This is a genomic window from Paenibacillus phytorum (assembly GCF_013141715.1).
Lineage (GTDB): Bacteria > Bacillota > Bacilli > Paenibacillales > NBRC-103111 > Paenibacillus_E > Paenibacillus_E phytorum.
In genome coordinates this window covers 106,472-126,137 of sequence record NZ_WHOA01000241.1, presented here as the reverse complement: position 1 = coordinate 126,137, position 19,666 = coordinate 106,472, and the positions used below count along the sequence as shown (strand labels likewise).

Sequence of the window (19,666 nt, the reverse complement as noted above, 5' to 3'; positions counted from 1 at the left end):
ATAGGAGAGTCAATCTAAATTTTAAGGAGATGTCACCATGACCGAGATGAATACGTTAGAAATTATTCAATTTATTAAAGAAAGCAAGAAAAAAACGCCTGTTAAAGTATACGTAAAAGGAAACCTTGAAGGTATTAACTTTGGCGAAGGCAGCCAAACCTTTATATCCGGCGGAAGCGGCGTTGTTTTTGGCGAATGGAGCGAAATTCAGCCTGTTCTTGAAGCAAACAAAGCACAAATCGCGGATTTCGTCGTTGAAGCGGATCGTCGCAATTCTGCGATTCCTATGCTTGATCTCAAGCCAATCAATGCGCGCATTGAACCAGGTGCGATCATTCGTGATAAAGTACATATCGGAGACAACGCAGTCATCATGATGGGCGCTCTCATTAATATTGGTGCTTCTGTTGGCGATGGTACAATGATCGACATGAATGCTGTTCTTGGCGGTAGAGCACAAGTAGGGAAAATGTGTCACATCGGCGCTGGTGCAGTCGTTGCAGGCGTTATTGAACCCCCTTCCGCACAACCTTGTGTGATTGAAGATGATGTACTTGTTGGAGCGAATGCAGTTATCTTAGAAGGTGTTCGCATCGGAAAAGGATCTGTTGTTGCTGCCGGCGCTATCGTTACACAAGATGTTGAAGAATATACGGTTGTAGCAGGAGCACCTGCACGAGTGATCAAGAAAGTGGACGATAAAACGAAGTCCAAAACAGAAATTTTACAAGATCTGCGCACCCTGTAAGGTGTTCTGGAGGAATTCACCATGCTTAGCCCCTTTATAGAGCTGCGCCGTCAGCTTCACCAAATCCCGGAGCCGGGCTTTCAAGAGTTCAAGACGCAACAGCTTCTCCTTGACCATCTTGCTAAGCTTCCTCAGGATAGAATGACGATTCGCACTTGGCGCACTGGCATTTTGGTTTATATCAAAGGTACGAACCCTACCAAACGCTTCGGATATCGAGCGGATATGGACGGGCTGCCCATCACGGAAGAGACCTCTCTTCCGTTTCCTTCCCAGCATCCAGGTTACATGCATGCATGCGGACATGATTTTCACATGTCGATTGGGATGGGCGTTGTCACCCATTTCGTTCAGCAGCCGATGAAGGATGACCTGATTGTGTTGTTTCAGCCAGCTGAAGAAGGTCCAGGCGGCGCATTACCCATGCTTGCTGCTGAAGAATTGCAGGATTGGAAGCCCGACCAGATGGTTGCACTCCATATTGCTCCTGAGTATCCAGTAGGCACGATTGCCACTAGGCCGGAGATCTTGTTTGCCAACACATCTGAGTTGTTCATTGACCTGCTAGGCAAAGGCGGACATGCCGCTTACCCGCACCAAGCAAATGATATGATCATAGCGGCGACACAAATGGTTGGTCAACTGCAAACCATTATTTCCCGTAATGTGAATCCGCTTGATTCGGCCGTCATTACCATTGGTAAAATGGAAGCTGGAACAAAGCAAAACATTATCGCCGAAAAAGCCCGCTTGGAAGGCACGATTCGCACCCTTTCCGCTGATTCTATGAACAAGATCAAGAAACGTATCGAAGCTGTAGCGGCAGGAATCGAAAGTTCCTTCGAGTGTCAAGTCTCTATTGATTATGGCTCGAATTACCGCCAAGTGTTCAATGATCCTGCTTTGACAGTGGAATTCATGGACTGGCTGCGCGGTAATGATAACGTGCAGCTTGTGGAGTGCACAGAAGCGATGACAGGCGAAGACTTCGGCTACTTTTTGGAGCAAATACCTGGCTTCATGTTCTGGTTAGGGGTAGACACCCCTCATGGGTTGCATAACGCCAAGCTTGATCCTAACGAGAACGCTATTGATGTAGCCGTAGATACCATTACAGCCTATTTACGATTTAAATCTAATTAAAAGCAAAGAAAAACCTCAAAACCTCCAACCCACTTTCATTGTGGAATTGGAGGTTTTTTCGTATTGTCATAAACGTCGACTTATTAAATGCCTTGCAATTAGCTAGCTCACGCTAGTTTATTTACAAAGCGCTCAAGACGATCAAGTGACTCTTCCAATACTTCTTGCGAATAAGCATAAGAAATACGGATATAGCCTTCTCCGTAAGAAGTGAAAGCATCTCCAGGAACAACAGCAACATGTTCCTCATGAAGCAGCCTCATGGTAAAGTCCTGAGAGCTCAATCCGAATTTAACAATGGATGGGAACAAATAAAACGCCCCATTCGGCTTCTCCAACTCGAAGCCCATAGCAAGCAGACGATCATAGACATAATCCCTACGAACTTCATAGGCATTGCGCATAGGCAGCGCATCATCCACACCAACTGTTAAAGCCTCTAATGCCGCATACTGGCTTACAGAGCTTGCACAAGTCACATTATACTGATGCACCTTGACCATATGCTCCGTAATGTAAGCCGGCGCTAATGTGAATCCAACTCGCCAACCTGTCATAGCGTGAGATTTGGAGAGGCCATTAATGACAATCGTTTTCTCGCGGAGTTTGCCAATCGTTGCAATAGACTGATGACGAACACCGTAAACAAGCTCACTGTAAATTTCATCGGATAAAATAAACAATTCCCGATCTTCTAATAATTGAGCCAAATCGGCCAATTCCTGCTCCGTGAGTACTTGGCCTGTAGGATTAGACGGGTAACATAAAATAACACAGCGCGTGTTATCTGTTAGATAAGGCTCAAGTAACTCTGCCGTTAATTTCAAGCCATTCGGTCTGGTATCGACGTAGACAGGGACTCCCCCTGCCAATCTGATTAATGGCTCGTACCCAGGGTAAATTGGTGCGGGAATAATAACTTCTGCACCAGGTGTAAGAATGGTACGTAACGTAATGTCTACCGCTTGACTCGCTCCAGCTGTCACGATAATTTCGTCAGCCGCGCGATATTGTTGGCCGTACTTTTTGTGAACGAAGCTGGATACAGCTTCTCGCAGTTCCAATAGTCCGGGATTTTGCGTATAAACTGTTTTATTTTGATCCAAAGCCCGCTGTCCAGCTTCAATAATATGCCGCGGCGTCGGGAAATCAGGCTGTCCAATCGTTAACGTCAATGCGCCTGGAATGGTGCTGACGAGATTCGATATTTTGCGAATGCCTGAAATTTGAATGTCTTTCACTTGTGGATTAATCAGATGCTCCATGTGATTCACTCCTCTCCCACTCTGAAGAACCCTAGGATGTTCGAATTGTTTGCAGAAGGTTTTCCATATCAGCTGGAATCGGTGCTTCAAATTGCATCCATTCCCCTGTACGCGGATGCTTAAAGCCCAGAATGGCAGCGTGCAGCGCCTGGCCATCCATCAGCATCCCTTTACTCTTGCCGTACATCGGATCCCCTACAAGAGGGTGACCAATGAATTTCATATGCACACGAATTTGGTGGGTTCTTCCCGTTTCCAACTTCAGCTCCACCAAGGTAAAATCGCCAAAGCGTTCGATAACTACGAAATGAGTCACTGCTTGCTTGCTGTTTTTCTCCGTTACCGTATACATCTTGCGATCATTTGAATCCCGACCAATTGGAGCGTCAATCGTACCTTGATCATGCTGTAGGTTTCCATGTACCAAGGCGATATATTTGCGATTGACCGTATGAGCCTTTAACTGTTCAGCTAAGCTAGCGTGTGCTTTGTCGTTCTTTGCTGACATGATTAGGCCGGATGTGTCCTTATCAATCCGATGTACGATTCCAGGACGCAGTTCTCCGTTGATGCCAGATAGATCCTTGCAATGGTACATTAATGCGTTAACCAATGTACCTGAGTAATGGCCAGGTGCTGGATGAACGACAAGTCCCCGCTGCTTATTGATTACAATGACATCGGCGTCCTCGTATACCACATTAAGAGGAATGTTTTCCGCGGCAAGCTCAACACCCTGGGGTTCAGGAATGCGCAAAGAAATAACATCTTGTTCAGACAGTTTATAGTTTGGTTTTATGGCTTTCCCATTCACTTTAACATGCCCGTCTTTGACCCATTGCTGAACGAGTGTTCTTGACACATCTTCTTCCAATGCTTCCGTAATGAATTTATCAATACGTTCACCGGCATACTGCCCTTCAACCGTCCATTCGATGACATCATTTGTAGCGGCCTCAGATGAGGTCTGATTTGTGTTCATTCGTTGCTCCTTTTTTCTCTTTTCTCCAAGTAAGTAACGATTCTAAGAAAATCAGGATTACCCCGATCACGATGGCCGAATCAGCTAAATTGAAAATCGGATAAATATAATATATGGCTTTGCCAAACAAGCTAAAATCAAAGGTAAACTGCAGGAAATCTACAACTTCACCGAATAGTGCTCGATCAATGAAATTACCGATTGCTCCTCCTAGCAGAAGACTAAGCGCAAAAGATAACAAAACTTTTCTTTCACGAATCGTCCGACGTATGTACCAGAGAATACCAATCACAACAATAAGTGTAACCACAATGAAAAACCATCTTTGGTTTTGCAAAATACCAAATGCCGCGCCCCTATTACGATGCGACGTCAGGATGAAGAAATCACCCAGCACTGGACGCTCCTCGCCAAGCGGGATCCGTTTCACAATAAACCATTTGGATACTTGATCCAAAATAAATACGATGAGCGCATAAAAATAATATTTCATGATCTTTTCCTCCTAAGAGTTTTCGTAAGCTTAAACAAGTTCCTTATTTCCTTAGTTTCAAGGAATTACCTCACTAAAAAAAGCTGTCACTCGGCATTATAACGGTATGCATCAGCTGTTAGAAAGGAGCTGTACTTTCGACCTATGAGCCATTTATCCGAGGAGCAATTAAGAGAATTATATCTGCAATTATTGGAGGAAAAGCTTTATCTCGAGAAACATTTTGCCACGAATGATAATTATGGCCTGTCCAATTCTTTTAAAGATAGTACTGGTGAGCTCTCCATGTACGACAATCATCCAGGAGACATCGCCACAGAAATTTACGAACGAGAAAAAGATATTTCACTCAATGAACATGCTGAATTTCATTTAAATCAAGTCAATGAAGCTTTAGCACGCATGGAGAGTGGAGAATATGGCATATGTGTGTTCAGCAAACAACCGATTCCCTTTGAGCGCTTGCAAGCTATCCCTACCACCATTTACAGCTTAGAACACGTTCCTGATCCTGACCAATCCTTCAGAAGACCTGTTGAAGAACAAGTGCTGTATCCACCTTTTGGTCGAACCAGCTTTGATGAACGTGACGATGAGACCGAATTTGATGGTGAAGATGCCTGGCAAATCGTTGAAAGTTGGGGCACCTCCAATTCGCCAGCTTTTGCCGAAGACCCGAATGTGGAAAGCTACAACGAAATGTATATTGAGGCCGATGAACACGAAGGTTATGTTGAATCTTTTGAAAGCTTTGTTGCGACAGACCTGTATGGTGAACATGTCACCATTGTTCGAGGCAAGTCCTACCGTGATTATATGCATAACGGCGAGGGCGATCCTCTACTCGAACCAGAAAACCTTTCCAACTCAGAGGATGAGCAGCTCTAGAAAAAACAGGACAAACGAGCTTCGCATAAAGCGAAAGCTCGTTTGCTTCCTTTACTCGTGGTAATGAGCCGAAACAACGTCATTACATCTGGTACAAAGTGTCGGATGTTCTTTACTTTGCCCCACCTCAGGAGTCACTATCCAACAGCGCTCGCACTTCTCACCTTCAGCTACTGCGATAGCAATGACAGCGTCCTTCGATTGATACACCCCAGCAGGAGCCTCCGTCCCAGGTTTATGCACGCTCACAGCAGACACGATGAACAATTGATCCAACTGCTCCAATTGCATAAGTAAGTCGTAAGTAGCTTCATTCGGATATAGATGTACAGCAGCTCCTAATGAGTTACCGATGACCTTCTCTTTACGTGCCTCTTCGAGAGCTTTCAGAACTTCATCTCTAACATCCAGGAAACTATTCCATTTAGTTTCCACTTCTTCCTTGTATAAACTTGAATCGACTTCCGGTAATTCTGCTAACTGCACACTGCTGAGCTCAACTCCAGGAATGTACTTCCATACTTCATCCGCTGTATGTGGAAGAATAGGTGAAATCAGCTTCGTAATCGCAGTTAAGGAAGCATATAATACGGTTTGCGAAGCTTTCCGAGCAGGATCATGAGGCGCGTTTGCATACAAACGGTCCTTGATAATATCCAAGTAGAATGAGCTCATTTCAACCGCGCAGAAATGATGAATCGTTTGGTAAACGACATGGAATTCATACGCTTCATAAGCCTTCACTACCTTCTCAATCATGCGATTCAAGCGAATCAACGCATAACGGTCGAGCTCAGACAAATTCTCTGCGGCTACCTGATCTGTTTCTGGGTTGAAATGACTCATGTTACCCAGCAAGAAACGCATCGTGTTGCGAATTTTACGGTAAACTTCCGTCGTTTGGTTCAAGATATTATCCGAAATCCGGTGATCCGATTGATAATCGACTGAGGATACCCACAAACGCAGGATATCGGCGCCTAGCTTACCACACACCACATTCGGATCAATCGTGTTTCCGATCGACTTGGACATTTTCCGTCCTTCTCCATCCAGCGTAAAGCCATGGCTGAGAACGCCTTTATAAGGCGATTTCTCTCTTGTGGCAACACCTGTAATGAGAGAGGAGTTGAACCAACCACGGTACTGGTCAGAACCTTCTAAGTACAGATCCGCAGGCCACTGCAGCTCAGGACGGGATTCTAACACAGCCACATGGCTAGAACCAGAATCAAACCATACGTCCATGATATCCGTTTCCTTACGGAACTCACCATGACCACATTTGGAGCAGCTAGTTTCCTGAGGAAGGAGATCCTTCTCATCCTTGATAAACCAAGCATTTGAGCCTTCTTGCTCAAATAACTGAGCCACATGCTCAATGGTTTGTTCATTGACAAGCGGTTCATTACAGCTGCGGCAGTAGAAGATCGGAATAGGAACACCCCATGCACGCTGCCTCGAAATGCACCAGTCTCCGCGATCTGCAATCATGTTATGCAGGCGGATTTCGCCCCACTCTGGTGTCCACTTCACTTGCTTGATTTCATCCAGCATCTCTTGTCTGAATTTATCAATAGACGCGAACCACTGCTCTGTTGCTCGATAAATAACAGGCTTCTTCGTGCGCCAATCATGGGCGTATTGATGCTGAATTTCTCCAGCTTTAAGCAATAGACCTGATTCTTGCAGCTTTTCGATAATCAGCTTGCCGCCTTTTTCGTAGAACATGCCTTCAAAGCCCGGTGCTTCAGCAGTGAAATGCCCTTGATCATCAACAGGACATAGCACTCCGATGTTATAACGTTGTCCAATTGCGAAATCGTCTTCCCCGTGTCCAGGAGCTGTGTGTACGCAGCCTGTACCCGCTTCTAGTGTCACATGTTCGCCAACCATAACAAGCGATTCACGGTCATAGAACGGATGCTGGCACGTAACGAACTCGAGTTCGCTGCCTTTTACCGTCGACAACACTTCGTAATCGGTCCAGCCAATTTCCTTAGCTGCAGCAGCAAGCAAGCCCTGTGCAAGTACATATTTCTTCCCACCGGCCCCAACAACAGCATAGTCGAACTCAGGATGAAGTGAAATGCCCAGGTTTGCAGGCAGCGTCCATGCTGTTGTCGTCCAGATCACAATAGCGGCATCCTGCGGCAGCTTACCTTTGCCGTCTTTAACAGGGAACGCCACGTAAATGGATGTGGAGGTTTTTTCTTTGTACTCAATCTCAGCTTCCGCAAGTGCACTTTCGGAAGATGGGGACCAATAAACAGGCTTCAACCCTTTGTACACAAAGCCTTTTTGTACCATTTTACCGAACACTCGAATTTGCTGAGCTTCATAATTTGGCTGCAGTGTGATATATGGATTCTTCCAATCACCACGGATACCCAGACGCTGGAATTGGCTCTTCTGTTTCTCAACGGACTGAAGGGCGTATTCTTTGCAATATTCACGGAACTCAGGGACGGTCATTTTTTTACGATCAACTTTACCGCTATTCGTAATGACTTGCTCAATCGGCAATCCGTGTGTATCCCAGCCTGGAACATAAGGCGCATCGAAGCCTTGTAATGTTTTGAATCGTACGATGATATCTTTTAATACCTTGTTTAAAGCATGTCCGATATGAATATCACCGTTCGCGTACGGAGGTCCATCATGCAGAATGAATTTTGTTCTGCCTTTGCGACTCTCCTGCACTTTGGCATAAATGTCTTCAGCTTCCCAGTGTTCTTGAATTTTCGGTTCCGCCTGCGGCAAATTGCCTCTCATCGGAAACTCTGTTTGTAGTAAATTTAATGTTTTGCCATAATCCATGCCAACCACTCCATTCCTGCCTCAAACTTTATGTTATCAGAAAAACAAAAAAAGCCTCTCATCCCCAAAAAGGGACGAGAAACTTTAACTCGCGGTACCACCCTCGTTAAAAAGCAAAATGAACATACACCTTCGGGCGTATCGAACATAAGCTTAATCACTCGATCATGTGTAACGGCATGACCCGTTTCTCTCTACTCGCTTCAAGAGACGCTCCTGGGGGATATTCGGTACGCTGCAGAGATTAGGCTCACACCAATACCCTAATTCGCTGACACTGCTAATTCGACCTACTCGTTCCAATCATAGCTTTACTGAGATACATTTAACAGGAGTATAACCAATTCGTTAGGCATAGTCAATATGACAACCACCTATTCATCGATTCCTACTCTTCTTTATTTTCAAACTGCATACTTTGCCAGCCTTCCGTGTTGAGCAGCTCTAATTGTGCTTCAAGCAGCGTCCGGAAGCGTGTGCGATAAATGGAGGCTTGTTTCTTCAATTCTTCAATCTCCAAAGCAACCTTGCGTGAACGCGTCAAGGATTCATTAATAATCCGATCTGCATTCTTCTCAGCTTCCTTCAAGATCAGCTGCGCTTCTTTCTTGGCGTTGCTTCTCACTTCATCCGCAGCTTCTTGAGCAACGATGATCGTTTTGCTAAGTGATTCCTCAATATTCGTGAAATGGTCCAAACGTTCCTGCAGTGCCACCGTTTGATTGTGCAAGTCTTTATTCTCACGAATCAATGCCTCGTAATCCTTAATGACTTGATCCAGGAATTCATTCACTTGATCTTCATCATAACCGCGGAACGAGCGGGAAAACTCCTTATTATGTATGTCTAGCGGTGTTAATGGCATCAGTGCCCCTCCTTAGCGTTTTGCGCAGCAAAACTGACTTCGTAAGCATAAGCTAAGCTTTCTTCCATGAAAGCTAGATTGAACCCACATCTATACTGAATCAGTTCGACAGAAAATAAGCAATTCCTGCAAAGTTCGTGGATAAATTATCCACGTTCATGCAAATTTGCCGATCTTCACACGAATACGTCCTTTTTTCGTTACGCCTTCCACTTCAAGCACCTTGAATCTACCAAATCCTTGCAAAGACACCATATCCCCCTCTTTAAGAGGCTTACTAGGATCTTCCTCAAGCTTCCAATTGACGCGGCAGCGGCCAGCTTGAATGGGAACCAATATTTTAGCTCGGCTAAGCCTGAATACATCGCTCACAATCCCGTCCATACGCATTGATGCAACAGACAGGTTCAGCTCGTCCAATTGTACATGAGCGAGTTCCAGTTTATCTAACGAAAGCAACTCTGTTTGCACATGAACCCTATGTACCTGGGACAAATTCAAATGTAGGTAATCCGCAGCATCCTGGGTAACCAAACAATGGCAGCCGCCCTCTATAACATGAATATCGCCAACCTTGTCTCGCTTCATGCCGAGTCCAAGAATGGCGCCCATGTAATCTCCATGTTCTAATGTTAGAAATTTGCCGTCTCCGGAAGAAACGGACAAGACCGCCATGGCCATATCTTCCCCATCCAAAGATCGGTAATCAGGGGCAATAAGAGCCCTTCTTCGTTCGGCGGTCGAGTATCCGCCATCTAAACGGCAGTGTACATCTGGGTGTCGATTAACGAGTGACGTCAGTATAAAAGCTTGTCTGGGATCTAGAAAATCCGTTAGCTTCACGGCATGCTGCTCAGCTGCACGTTCCACCCAATCCCAGGCTTTGTCGACAAAATGATGTTCATCCGAATGAAAATGACCGTAGAGTTCTTTTGGCAATGTTAGAACAACCCCACAATGAAATCGAGTACAGCTATAATCCCCATAACCACAAATCGCAGAGCGATTAAGGCCACAATTGGCGAAAGATCAATGAACCCAATGCTAGGAATAATTTTCCGGAAAGGGCTTAAATATGGTTCAACCAATTTCCCAAGGAGTCCTCCAACGAAGCTTTCACGTGCATTAGGAAACCAAGAGAGGATCAAATAACCGATAATCATGAAATAATAAATTTCCATCAAAATACTAAGATAATAGTGAACGTAATTCACGTATGCATCCACCTCTGTGTTAGGATATGCGCCTATTCTTCACCCATCATCTCGGAGATGTGACCATGAATATCAACTGAATCTGGTGTACAGAGGAAGATATTTGGTCCTAGTTTGGATATAGACCCATTCAAAGCATATACCGTCCCGCTTAAGAAATCTACGATACGTATGGCTTGATCACCACGAACTCGCTGCAAATTGACGATCACAGCTCTTCTGGAGCGAAGATGATCTGCAATATCCTGCGTCTCTTCATAGGTTCGAGGTTCACTTAGCACGACACGTGCATTTTTCTGTGAATGAATGCTGACGACATTCGCCTTATTTTTATTACGTAATTCATAAGGATTGGTTTCAGGTTCTTCTGTGGCTTCCACAATACGCTCCCGCTCCACAACCTCTTCCTCTTCTTGCAGCCCAAGAAAATTCATAAATCGGTTATAAACACCCACTATAGTTCCCTCCTTATCATGTTCTTAAATCAGGTTAACTAAAGTTCTTTCCCTACCAAAACAGTACCCAAACGAACCCAAGTTGCACCTTCTTCAATCGCTACTTCAAAGTCTCCAGACATGCCCATGGATAACTCCGTTATCTCGTATGGGAAAATTCTCCGTTCATTCAGACGATCTCGCAATTCTCTCAATCCACGGAAGACAGGTCTTGTTGCATCGGCCTCCATCTCGTAAGGAGCCATGGTCATCAAACCTGTGATATGTATATGTTTTAGCCCACTAACTTCTGTAGCAAAATCGAAGAAATGCTCAGGTGCAATACCATACTTTGACTCTTCGCCGGAAACGTTCACTTGCAATAAACAATTTACTTCAATTCCTAAAGCTGCAGCCTGCTTGTCCAGTTCTTTGGCCAGAGATATCCGATCCAACGAGTGAATGTAGGCGAATTTACCAATAACGTCCTTTACTTTATTCGTTTGCAGATGTCCAATGAAATGCCATGTTCCCCGTTCGTGGAGCACTTCCCACTTCGGCTTGACATCCTGCCAACGATTCTCACCGATGTGCAGAAGTCCTGCATCCAATACGCTTTTGGTCGTCTCTAAGGAAACATATTTCGTTACAGCAATAATCTTAACTTCGTTCTCTTCCCGTCCTGACCGCTTACATGATGCGGCGACACGGGCTTCAACCTCATCTTTACGGGCTAGTAAACTCACTTATGCAGACACCTCAATTCAACGCTGCGCTTGCATCAATCTCCTCAAAGAAGACCAATCCAAGCAATCATTCTACCTGTAGAACCGCCTTCTTTTCGATGTGAAAAAAAGAGATCAGTGCTACAACTCGTACATAACTGTGATACTTCGATATGGGACGACAAAATTCCTGCTTGCAGTAACAATTTTCGGTTCAATTCTTGCAAATTCAGCATATACTTGCCATTTCCTTTGTCGACCATAACAGCTTGACGCTCTTCTGATGATGCTTTGATATCCTTAAGTACTTGATTCACACGATTAGCTACAGTCTCATCAACCTCATAGCAGCAGGCTCTTATGGATGGACCAATTGCCGCGCGAATGTCTGTGGGCTGACTACCAAAAGTATGTGTCATTAAGGATATAGTAGCCATGGAAATGTTTAACACCGTGCCTTTCCAACCTGCATGAGCAAGCCCGGCAACACGCTTAACAGGATCGTAGAAAAATAACGGTACACAATCTGCAAATTGCGCACAAAGAACGATTCCTTTCTCATTAGTAATGAAGCCGTCCTTCGCTTGAATGGCCGTTTCCCTGGATGCTCTGCCCATTCCTTTTTCCTGTAAGCTTACTATAGTGACTTCATTACCATGTACCTGTTCTGCATACGTGAATGCTTCAAACGGCTGTCCTACGGCCTCAGCGATCAACTCCCGATTCCTAACCACATGCTCTGGTACATCGTTTACATGCAGTCCGCTATTGAGCGTCGCATACGGTGCCCTACTCACTCCTCCATGGCGGGATGTAAAACCAACGGTTAATTCACTGTACTGCTCCATCCAGCTTGCTATCGTAAATAGGACTGGCCCATCTTCTTTCGCTTGTTTCACAAATGGTTCCACGGTCGTTTCTCTCCCCACACTTGGATCTTTACTCCTTTTACTTTAGCACAAAATAAAAAGACACACGATGTTTGCTTCGCCTGCCCATGATGCAGCAGCCTTCGCTCGTGTGCCTTCCGTCAATTACGGAATTGCTGATTGAACTCATAAACACCTTCGTTATCATCCGTTTGACGATAAGGCCGGACATCTTCTAATTTCACAAGAACGACATCCGCACCAATTTTCACAATATGCTTCCAAGGTATAATGACATCTGTCCCTGAACCGAACAATCCGAAAAATCGGCTTTGATTAGGTACAACTATCGATTCGATACGACCCTGACGCAGATCAAGCTCCAAATCACTGATTTGCCCGAGCTTTTTACCATCGACAATATTGATTACATCTTTCGTCTGGAAATCAGATATTTTCATGAGGCTATTCACCACGAATCTCATTAGGATTTTTAACTGATTTTGTACTAGTATATGTGCGGTGTGGGCAAAATGTCCTGAAAATCAAAAAAAGACCTTCACGGCTTGTCACAGCCGATCCAGTCTTTATGTTAATTACGATTTCACATGTTTCTGCATCTGACAGATGGCAGATTTCTCAAGCCTAGAAACCTGAGCTTGGGAAATGCCGATCTCATCGGCCACCTCCATCTGCGTTTTCCCTTCAAAAAATCGCATGGAGAGAATCATCTTCTCCCTAGCATTTAGTTTACGCATAGCTTCACGAAGTGCAATTCCTTCAATCCACGACATGTCCTTATTGCGCTCATCACTGATCTGGTCCATGACATAGATGGGATCTCCGCCATCATGATAAATTGGTTCGAATAACGATACCGGGTCTTGAATGGCATCAAGCGCGAATACGACATCCTCTTTAGGCACATTAAGCGCCTCGGAGATTTCATAGATCGTAGGCTCGCGTGAATTCTGATTCGTCAAGCTGTCTCTGACTTGCAAAGCTTTGTAAGCAATATCTCTTAAGGAACGAGAAACGCGAATCGGGTTATTATCTCGTAAGTAGCGGCGAATCTCACCTATAATCATCGGAACAGCATAGGTCGAGAACTTGACGTTTTGACTTAAATCAAAGTTATCAATGGCTTTCATCAAACCAATACAGCCAACTTGGAAGAGATCGTCCACATACTCTCCGCGATTGTTGAACCGCTGGATCACACTTAGAACTAACCTTAGGTTCCCATTGACCAATTTCTCTCTTGCAGCTCGCTCCTGTTTCGTCTGCAAATCAGAAAACAGTTCGCGCATTTCAGCATTGGTCAGAACAGGCAGTTTGGCGGTATCAACACCACATATCTCAACTTTATTTCGGGTCACCGTGATTACCTCCCAAGGAGAAACATTACTGTTAATTATCCCCGTGAGCGGTTGATTTATTCCTGTCCTATCCCTGATGGAGCTACTTGACAAAAGGGTTTCGACTCGCTCCCTCCCGTGACTGCTGAACAAATTCGACATGACCTGTCAAAAAATATTTTTCAGACCATCTTATTAAATTCTTTACGAAGCCTTTTAATAATGCGCTTTTCCAATCTGGAGATATACGATTGTGAAATACCCAGTAAGTCAGCGACGTCCTTTTGCGTTTTTTCCTCCCCGTCTTGCAGGCCGAAACGGAGCTCCATGATGATGCGTTCCCGCTCTGTTAACTTATCAAGTGCTTTATGCAGCAGCTTTCGATCTACCTGTTCTTCAATATTTCTGTAAATGGTATCATTTTCGGTCCCCAAAACATCAGATAACAGAAGTTCATTTCCGTCCCAATCAATATTAAGCGGTTCATCGAAAGAAACTTCCGTACGTATTTTACTGTTTCGTCGTAAGTACATGAGAATTTCATTTTCAATACAGCGGGAAGCATATGTAGCTAGCTTGATCTTTTTCTCCGGGTCAAAGGTGTTCACCGCTTTTATTAGGCCGATGGCACCGATAGAAACCAAATCCTCGATATTGATGCCAGTATTTTCGAACTTTCTAGCTATATAGACAACCAATCTCAGGTTGCGCTCAATCAGCATAGCTCGCACTGCGGCATCCCCGGACGGTAACTTTTCCAATAAGTACTCTTCTTCTTCTCTAGTAAGTGGGGGCGGTAACGCTTCACTGCCGCCAATGTAATAGATTTCTTCGCCTTTGAGGCCTAGTAGCATTAAAATACGATAATACGCTAGTTGAAAAAGCATTTTCCACTTCAAGAACATGTTAGTTTCCTCCTAAGAGTTTTGCGTATGCAAAACTGACTTCGTAAGCATATGTAGAGTTTTGCTGCTAGCAAAACAAATTTCCTAAACCGAAGAAGTGGTTTACGTTACTTATTACTCACCTTCCATTAAGAAAGCGCTATCCTGCCGAAATCAATGCTGGATGGATAATCGCTTGATAAGTGCCGTCACTGCAAAGCTTTCCTCCATCGAGTCCGATAAGCACCTTAGACGCTTCAATTTGCAAATGATTATGGGTGATCACCACCTTATCCGGTTTAATGGCCAGCATGAATTGGGTATTCCGATTAACGCCACGGTAGGGCACGAGACGCAAGCGATCTTGCCAAACAAATTCCTCCACACCCAAACCACTTATGATCTGATCAACATCTGCTGATCTAATCCTTTGGAGCCATTCTACAGGCAATACATCCCCCCACTCAGACACTTCCATTACCATTACAGGGGTTCGTGTTAACGGGTCATACAATTGATTTCCCGTATCTATTAAACCTTTGCAAGAGGCTGTATAATCACCCACATGAATCGTTACTTCTGCCAAATAAGATGTCAACACCTCACGCTGCTTCGAACTCTGAAACACTGTTCTGAACCACCATAGCAAAGGAAGCAGCAACATGAGCACAAACAGGATGCCTCCAACCTGCATCTGAAACATGGCTACACCTGTTTGCGTAAACACAATCCCCTCCATCACATCGGATGAGGATGCCAGTACATAATGAATGCCGAACATACCACCGGCTACAGCAAAATTCACTAAAAGGAACGTTCCGATGTTTCTCAATAAATTTTGTAAGGAGCCAAACCCGAAAGCAGTCATAATCATACCGACACAGAACATACATTTCACAGAAAATGTAAAAAGAAACAACGGCACTGGCAAGAACATAATGACCACATAGGAAGCTCCCAAAACCGACGAACCTACGATTCTCCACCACTTGAACGATATTTTCCGCGTTTTAGCCGTTACGATAAGCATGGCTGCATCCATCAGAAAGTTCAGCAGGAAAATGAGATCCGCATAGACGACCACAATTTCCTCACCTCCAAGACGGATGCTTTTATAGTAATTTTTCTGACGAAACTTTAAGGTTCTAAATCAGTATAGGGGAATCTAAATTCAAAGTCTGTCTAAACTTGCTAGTAGGATGATACTTTTTTTGTCAGTTGACGCGGCCTATCACGAGCTAGAAAAGCCCTAGGAACAACAAAAAACCGAAGCCTCTACATCATGTAGGGCTTCGGTCTCTTTACAATTATTGTGTAATTATTTGTCGGTATTCCGTCCGCGATTACGCAGAAACGTCGGAATATCTAATTGGTCGTTAGAAGGTTGAGAACCAAAAGGTTTCAAGTTGTTCAACCGATTGTCTGGAGCAGGAGTTTCTGGTTGACCCGTGCCAGGACGTTTGATGGGTTGATGAATAGGCGCTGCCTTATGCTCGAAACCAGTTGCAATAACCGTAACGAGAATTTCATCCTTGAGTTTATCATCAATAACAGCTCCGAAAATCATGTTCACTTCGATATCAGATGCAGATGCAACAATATCAGCTGCTTCATTGACTTCGTACAAGCTAAGATTCACGCCACCCGTAATGTTCATCAGAACCCCGCGAGCTCCTTCAATAGAAGTTTCCAACAATGGACTGGAGATCGCTTTTTTGGCTGCTTCAGCTGCACGATTCTCACCTGTTGCCACACCGATACCCATGAGGGCCGAGCCGCGTTCCGTCATAATCGTTTTGACATCCGCAAAATCCAGATTGATTAATCCAGGTACCGCGATTAAGTCTGAAATCCCTTGTACACCTTGACGAAGTACGTTATCCGCTTCGCGGAAGGCTTCAAGCATAGGAGTCTTCTTATCTACAATCTCTAAAAGCCGATCATTCGGGATAATAATAAGTGTGTCTACCTTCTCTTTCAATGCTGCAATACCTTGCTCAGCTTGTAAAGAGCGCTTGCGTCCTTCGAACGTGAACGGACGAGTAACTACACCTACGGTTAAAGCGCCTACTTCTTTAGCGATCTCGGCTATAACCGGTGCAGCTCCAGTACCCGTACCGCCACCCATACCGGCTGTAACGAATACCATGTCTGCGCCGCGAAGCGTATTCAGAATTGTCTCCCTTGACTCTTCTGCTGCTTTCTTACCTACTTCAGGGTTCGCACCTGCACCAAGACCGCGTGTCAGTTTATCCCCGATTTGTAATTTATGCACAGACTTAGCTAAGTGTAAAGCTTGGGCATCTGTATTAACGGTGATAAACTCAACGCCCTTAACACCGTTCTCGATCATCCGGTTTACTGCATTGCTTCCGCCGCCACCAACACCGATGACTTTTATTTGAGCCAATTGGTCTAAATCCATATCAAATTCAAACATGTGAGTCATATCCCCCTAACTTTGCGTTCACTATATAAATTCACTGAAAAAATTTTTTACCCGTTCAAGAAAACCTGGTTTGGTACTATCGGAGGATTTTTTTGCTGTTGTCTTCGTTACTACTTTCTTCGAGAGCCCCGAATTCCGATTTTTCATATACTTGGATACGAATTGAATGATACCAACGCCACTAGTGTAGGAAGGATCACGTACTCCAATGAAATCCGGAACAGCGATGCGTACAGATGTTGCGAGTTCATCTTGTGCGACCGCAAGTATGCCTGGCATACAAACGGTTCCGCCTGTAAGCACATAACCACCAGCTAAATCACCATATCCCAAACGATGAACTTCCGCACGGATCATTTGGAAAATTTCTTCAACGCGGGGTTCAATGATATTCGCGAGGTCTACTTGCGAAAACTCTTTTTCCACATTGCTTCCCATTCTCGTAACCTTAAATACTTGATCGGGCGCTGAATCATCTACAGAAGCACAACCGTATTTCAGCTTTATTTTCTCTGCGATTTCGAGCTGAGTCCGGAGTCCAATTGCGATATCATTACTGATGTACTCGCCACCGATTTGAATCGTCGACGTAGCCACAAGATTACCTTGTTCAAATACGGCAATCGTTGCTGCCCCTGCTCCTACATCAACCAGAACCGTTCCAACAGCTTTCTCATCCTTAGATAAGGCTAACTGTCCAGATGCTAGCGACATCAAGATGAGGCCTGCAACCTTCAGTTCGGATTTTTCCACAACACGGATTAAATTATGTATCCCTGTCTTCGCTCCAGTGATAATTGTTGCTTCCACTTCTAAGCGAACACCAATCATGCCACGAGGATCATTAATGCCTTCTTGTCCATCAACTAAATACTGCTTTGGTACAACTCCAATAATTTCACGTTCGGGAGGTAATGCGATGACTCTAGCCGCCTGAATAACACGATCGATATCCTCTTCTCCGATTTCTCGGTCTTCATTAGAAACAGCGACAACACCATGACTAGATTGAAGAGCAATATGATTACCTGAAATTCCTACGTAAACCTCGGAAATTTGTACGCCGACCATTCGTTCAGCATGATCAACGGCGCTGCGAATTGAATTCACAGTTTGATCGATATCAACGATTGCGCCTTTACGAATACCCTCTGACTCGGCAGATCCCACACCTATTATATTAATGGTTCCGTTTACGACTTCCCCAATAATAGCTCGAACCTTGGATGTACCGATGTCTAAACTAACAATGATGTCATTGTTGCTCAAGCCCCTGGCACCTCCTGTAACTTGGGTAATAAAGTGAATTCCTCACAAATACTTCTATACGTATTCCACACAACCGCCATATTCCCTCTTTTTTCTACATTTTTTTTGCTAGTAAAAAAAGTCATTTACATATCTAGTCTTAATGATGAGAAAACGATATAGATCCTGTCTAGTAATCACTTAAAAAAATTTTAGGTACTGATAGATTCCTATTTAACCATAAATCTAATTTTAACATTTTTTTAAGTGATTGAGTAGCCCATTAAACGTTTTTTTGTCAGGAAGGACGCGCGGTTTCCTTTGGTGGCGATTTGGGCGTCGCTTTTGGAGTCGGCTTCGGGCTTGTCTTACCCCCATCTTTGCTCGAATCAGGTGTAGGACTCGGGGTATTGCCCCCAGACTTCTGACCGGATGCATTGTTCGAATCATTTTTGGACTCTTCATTCGGTTCGAAAGGAGCGTGATACTCTACTTCTAGCATTTTGATAACACCACTCGTAATATGATCTTCTTGTAAGCTTGCTATATAGGCAGGCAAATTGTCAATTTTCTCAGGTAAATAGGCAATGGTTGTATACACTTCGAATTGAGATCTTGTATACAATTTGATCTTGTCAGGATATGGCTCTGACGGGTCCGGTTTAATTTCGGAAATGTCAGAAAGCGCACTCTCCGGGATTTCACCAAGCACTTTGCAAAGTGCGGCCTTATTCGGATCGCCGTCCGTCCATCCTGTCAAAATAGGCATGTCCAACGGAATGCTTCCTGCAGAAAGCTGCACGACAGCACCATCAGCGAGCACAGCCTGCTTCTTGCCATCTGCTCCAATTTGGAACGCGACTTTAGGGAATTCTTCAACAGTAATACGGATAATGCCTGGAAAATGCTTTTTCACAACTGCCGTTTTGATCATGGGCATCTTGGCAATGCGCTGCTGGATAGCCTGTGAGCTAACGGCAAAGAAACGATCACCTACGGCAATTTGGCTAGCTTGTCCAATTGTTTCTGATGCCATAAGTTCATTTCCTTCAACTTCAATGGCACTAATTCGGCTAAGCGAAGATTGAAAAAACAAAATAATAAGAACTGTGATAAAAAAAACGAACAAGAAGATGAGCAGCTTCCGATTCGTACGCGCACGCGGCTTAGGAACAGGCAGAGCGGGTACTTTGCGGTCTTCAGACAAGATGGGCACCACCTATTATTTTCGTATGACAAACAAATGAAAACCGTGTATCCCCACCTGCATGCAGGAAGGGA

20 protein-coding genes and 1 other annotated feature are annotated in these 19,666 nt (G+C 44.4%); of the genes, 3 read left to right on the top strand and 17 right to left on the bottom strand.

Translation table 11 applies throughout. The features are described 5' to 3' along the window. Positions 1-37: 37 nt before the first annotated feature. Both dapD and GC098_RS33705 read left to right on the top strand, forming a co-directional pair. Positions 38-748, top strand: a complete 711-nt coding sequence (gene dapD / locus GC098_RS33710; protein ID WP_171648435.1) for a 2,3,4,5-tetrahydropyridine-2,6-dicarboxylate N-acetyltransferase — start codon at positions 38-40, stop codon at positions 746-748. Between the two features lie 21 nt (positions 749-769). Then, on the top strand, positions 770-1,891 hold the full coding sequence (locus tag GC098_RS33705) for an N-acetyldiaminopimelate deacetylase (RefSeq protein WP_171648433.1): 1,122 nt from the start codon (positions 770-772) through the stop codon (positions 1,889-1,891). A gap of 107 nt (positions 1,892-1,998) precedes the next feature. Here GC098_RS33705 and GC098_RS33700 read toward each other — a convergent pair whose 3' ends face one another. The 3 genes from GC098_RS33700 to lspA are packed head-to-tail and all read right to left on the bottom strand — an operon-like array spanning position 1,999 to position 4,631. Then, a complete protein-coding gene (locus GC098_RS33700) occupies positions 1,999-3,156 on the bottom strand; it encodes an aminotransferase A (RefSeq protein WP_171648431.1) in 1,158 nt (385 codons plus the stop codon). A 31-nt stretch (positions 3,157-3,187) separates the two neighbouring features. Next, positions 3,188-4,138: an RluA family pseudouridine synthase gene (locus tag GC098_RS33695; protein WP_171648429.1), complete on the bottom strand. Its 951-nt coding sequence runs from the start codon at positions 4,136-4,138 to the stop codon at positions 3,188-3,190. Then, positions 4,113-4,631, bottom strand: a complete 519-nt coding sequence (gene lspA, locus GC098_RS33690) for a signal peptidase II (RefSeq protein ID WP_171648427.1) — start codon at positions 4,629-4,631, stop codon at positions 4,113-4,115. Before lspA ends, GC098_RS33695 begins: the two co-directional genes overlap by 26 nt. A 144-nt stretch (positions 4,632-4,775) precedes the next feature. On the opposite strand from lspA, the gene GC098_RS33685 reads away from it, so the two are divergent. Next, a complete protein-coding gene (locus GC098_RS33685) occupies positions 4,776-5,519 on the top strand; it encodes a TraR/DksA C4-type zinc finger protein (protein WP_171648425.1) in 744 nt (247 codons plus the stop codon). 51 nt (positions 5,520-5,570) lie between these two features. Here the strand turns inward: GC098_RS33685 and ileS are convergent, their stop codons facing one another. From ileS to GC098_RS33615, 14 genes are all read right to left on the bottom strand, one after another. Beyond that, positions 5,571-8,339, bottom strand: coding sequence for an isoleucine--tRNA ligase (ileS, locus tag GC098_RS33680; protein WP_171648423.1), 2,769 nt, complete (start codon positions 8,337-8,339; stop codon positions 5,571-5,573). A gap of 67 nt (positions 8,340-8,406) precedes the next feature. Continuing rightward, positions 8,407-8,655: a binding site (T-box leader), on the bottom strand. Between the two features lie 72 nt (positions 8,656-8,727). Then, the gene (locus tag GC098_RS33675; protein WP_171648421.1) at positions 8,728-9,204 is read right to left on the bottom strand and encodes a DivIVA domain-containing protein; all 477 of its coding nucleotides are present in this window, start codon (positions 9,202-9,204) and stop codon (positions 8,728-8,730) included. Positions 9,205-9,360: 156 nt separating this feature from the next. Then, positions 9,361-10,143 (bottom strand): YlmH family RNA-binding protein, encoded by a 783-nt coding sequence (locus GC098_RS33670; protein WP_171648419.1) that lies wholly within the window; start codon positions 10,141-10,143, stop codon positions 9,361-9,363. 2 nt (positions 10,144-10,145) lie between these two features. Next, positions 10,146-10,418 (bottom strand): YggT family protein, encoded by a 273-nt coding sequence (locus GC098_RS33665; protein ID WP_312880499.1) that lies wholly within the window; start codon positions 10,416-10,418, stop codon positions 10,146-10,148. A 32-nt stretch (positions 10,419-10,450) separates the two neighbouring features. Further along, a complete protein-coding gene (locus GC098_RS33660) occupies positions 10,451-10,873 on the bottom strand; it encodes a cell division protein SepF (RefSeq protein ID WP_171648417.1) in 423 nt (140 codons plus the stop codon). Between the two features lie 38 nt (positions 10,874-10,911). Beyond that, positions 10,912-11,598 (bottom strand): YggS family pyridoxal phosphate-dependent enzyme, encoded by a 687-nt coding sequence (locus GC098_RS33655; protein WP_171648415.1) that lies wholly within the window; start codon positions 11,596-11,598, stop codon positions 10,912-10,914. A gap of 44 nt (positions 11,599-11,642) precedes the next feature. After that, positions 11,643-12,488: a peptidoglycan editing factor PgeF gene (gene pgeF / locus GC098_RS33650; protein WP_171648413.1), complete on the bottom strand. Its 846-nt coding sequence runs from the start codon at positions 12,486-12,488 to the stop codon at positions 11,643-11,645. 119 nt (positions 12,489-12,607) lie between these two features. Next, on the bottom strand, positions 12,608-12,907 hold the full coding sequence (locus tag GC098_RS33645) for a YlmC/YmxH family sporulation protein (RefSeq protein ID WP_047672367.1): 300 nt from the start codon (positions 12,905-12,907) through the stop codon (positions 12,608-12,610). A 135-nt stretch (positions 12,908-13,042) separates the two neighbouring features. Then, positions 13,043-13,825, bottom strand: a complete 783-nt coding sequence (sigG, locus tag GC098_RS33640) for an RNA polymerase sporulation sigma factor SigG (protein ID WP_057303043.1) — start codon at positions 13,823-13,825, stop codon at positions 13,043-13,045. Between the two features lie 161 nt (positions 13,826-13,986). After that, positions 13,987-14,709: an RNA polymerase sporulation sigma factor SigE gene (gene sigE / locus GC098_RS33635; protein WP_047672364.1), complete on the bottom strand. Its 723-nt coding sequence runs from the start codon at positions 14,707-14,709 to the stop codon at positions 13,987-13,989. 139 nt (positions 14,710-14,848) lie between these two features. Then, positions 14,849-15,772, bottom strand: a complete 924-nt coding sequence (spoIIGA, locus tag GC098_RS33630; RefSeq protein ID WP_047672362.1) for a sigma-E processing peptidase SpoIIGA — start codon at positions 15,770-15,772, stop codon at positions 14,849-14,851. 234 nt (positions 15,773-16,006) lie between these two features. Next, positions 16,007-17,128 carry a cell division protein FtsZ gene (gene ftsZ, locus GC098_RS33625; RefSeq protein WP_171648411.1) on the bottom strand — a complete coding sequence of 374 codons (1,122 nt, stop codon included), beginning with the start codon at positions 17,126-17,128 and terminating at the stop codon, positions 16,007-16,009. Positions 17,129-17,158: 30 nt separating this feature from the next. Then, positions 17,159-18,406, bottom strand: coding sequence for a cell division protein FtsA (ftsA, locus tag GC098_RS33620; protein ID WP_171648409.1), 1,248 nt, complete (start codon positions 18,404-18,406; stop codon positions 17,159-17,161). A gap of 277 nt (positions 18,407-18,683) precedes the next feature. Beyond that, positions 18,684-19,601 (bottom strand): cell division protein FtsQ/DivIB, encoded by a 918-nt coding sequence (locus GC098_RS33615; protein ID WP_376774054.1) that lies wholly within the window; start codon positions 19,599-19,601, stop codon positions 18,684-18,686. Positions 19,602-19,666: the final 65 nt, after the last annotated feature.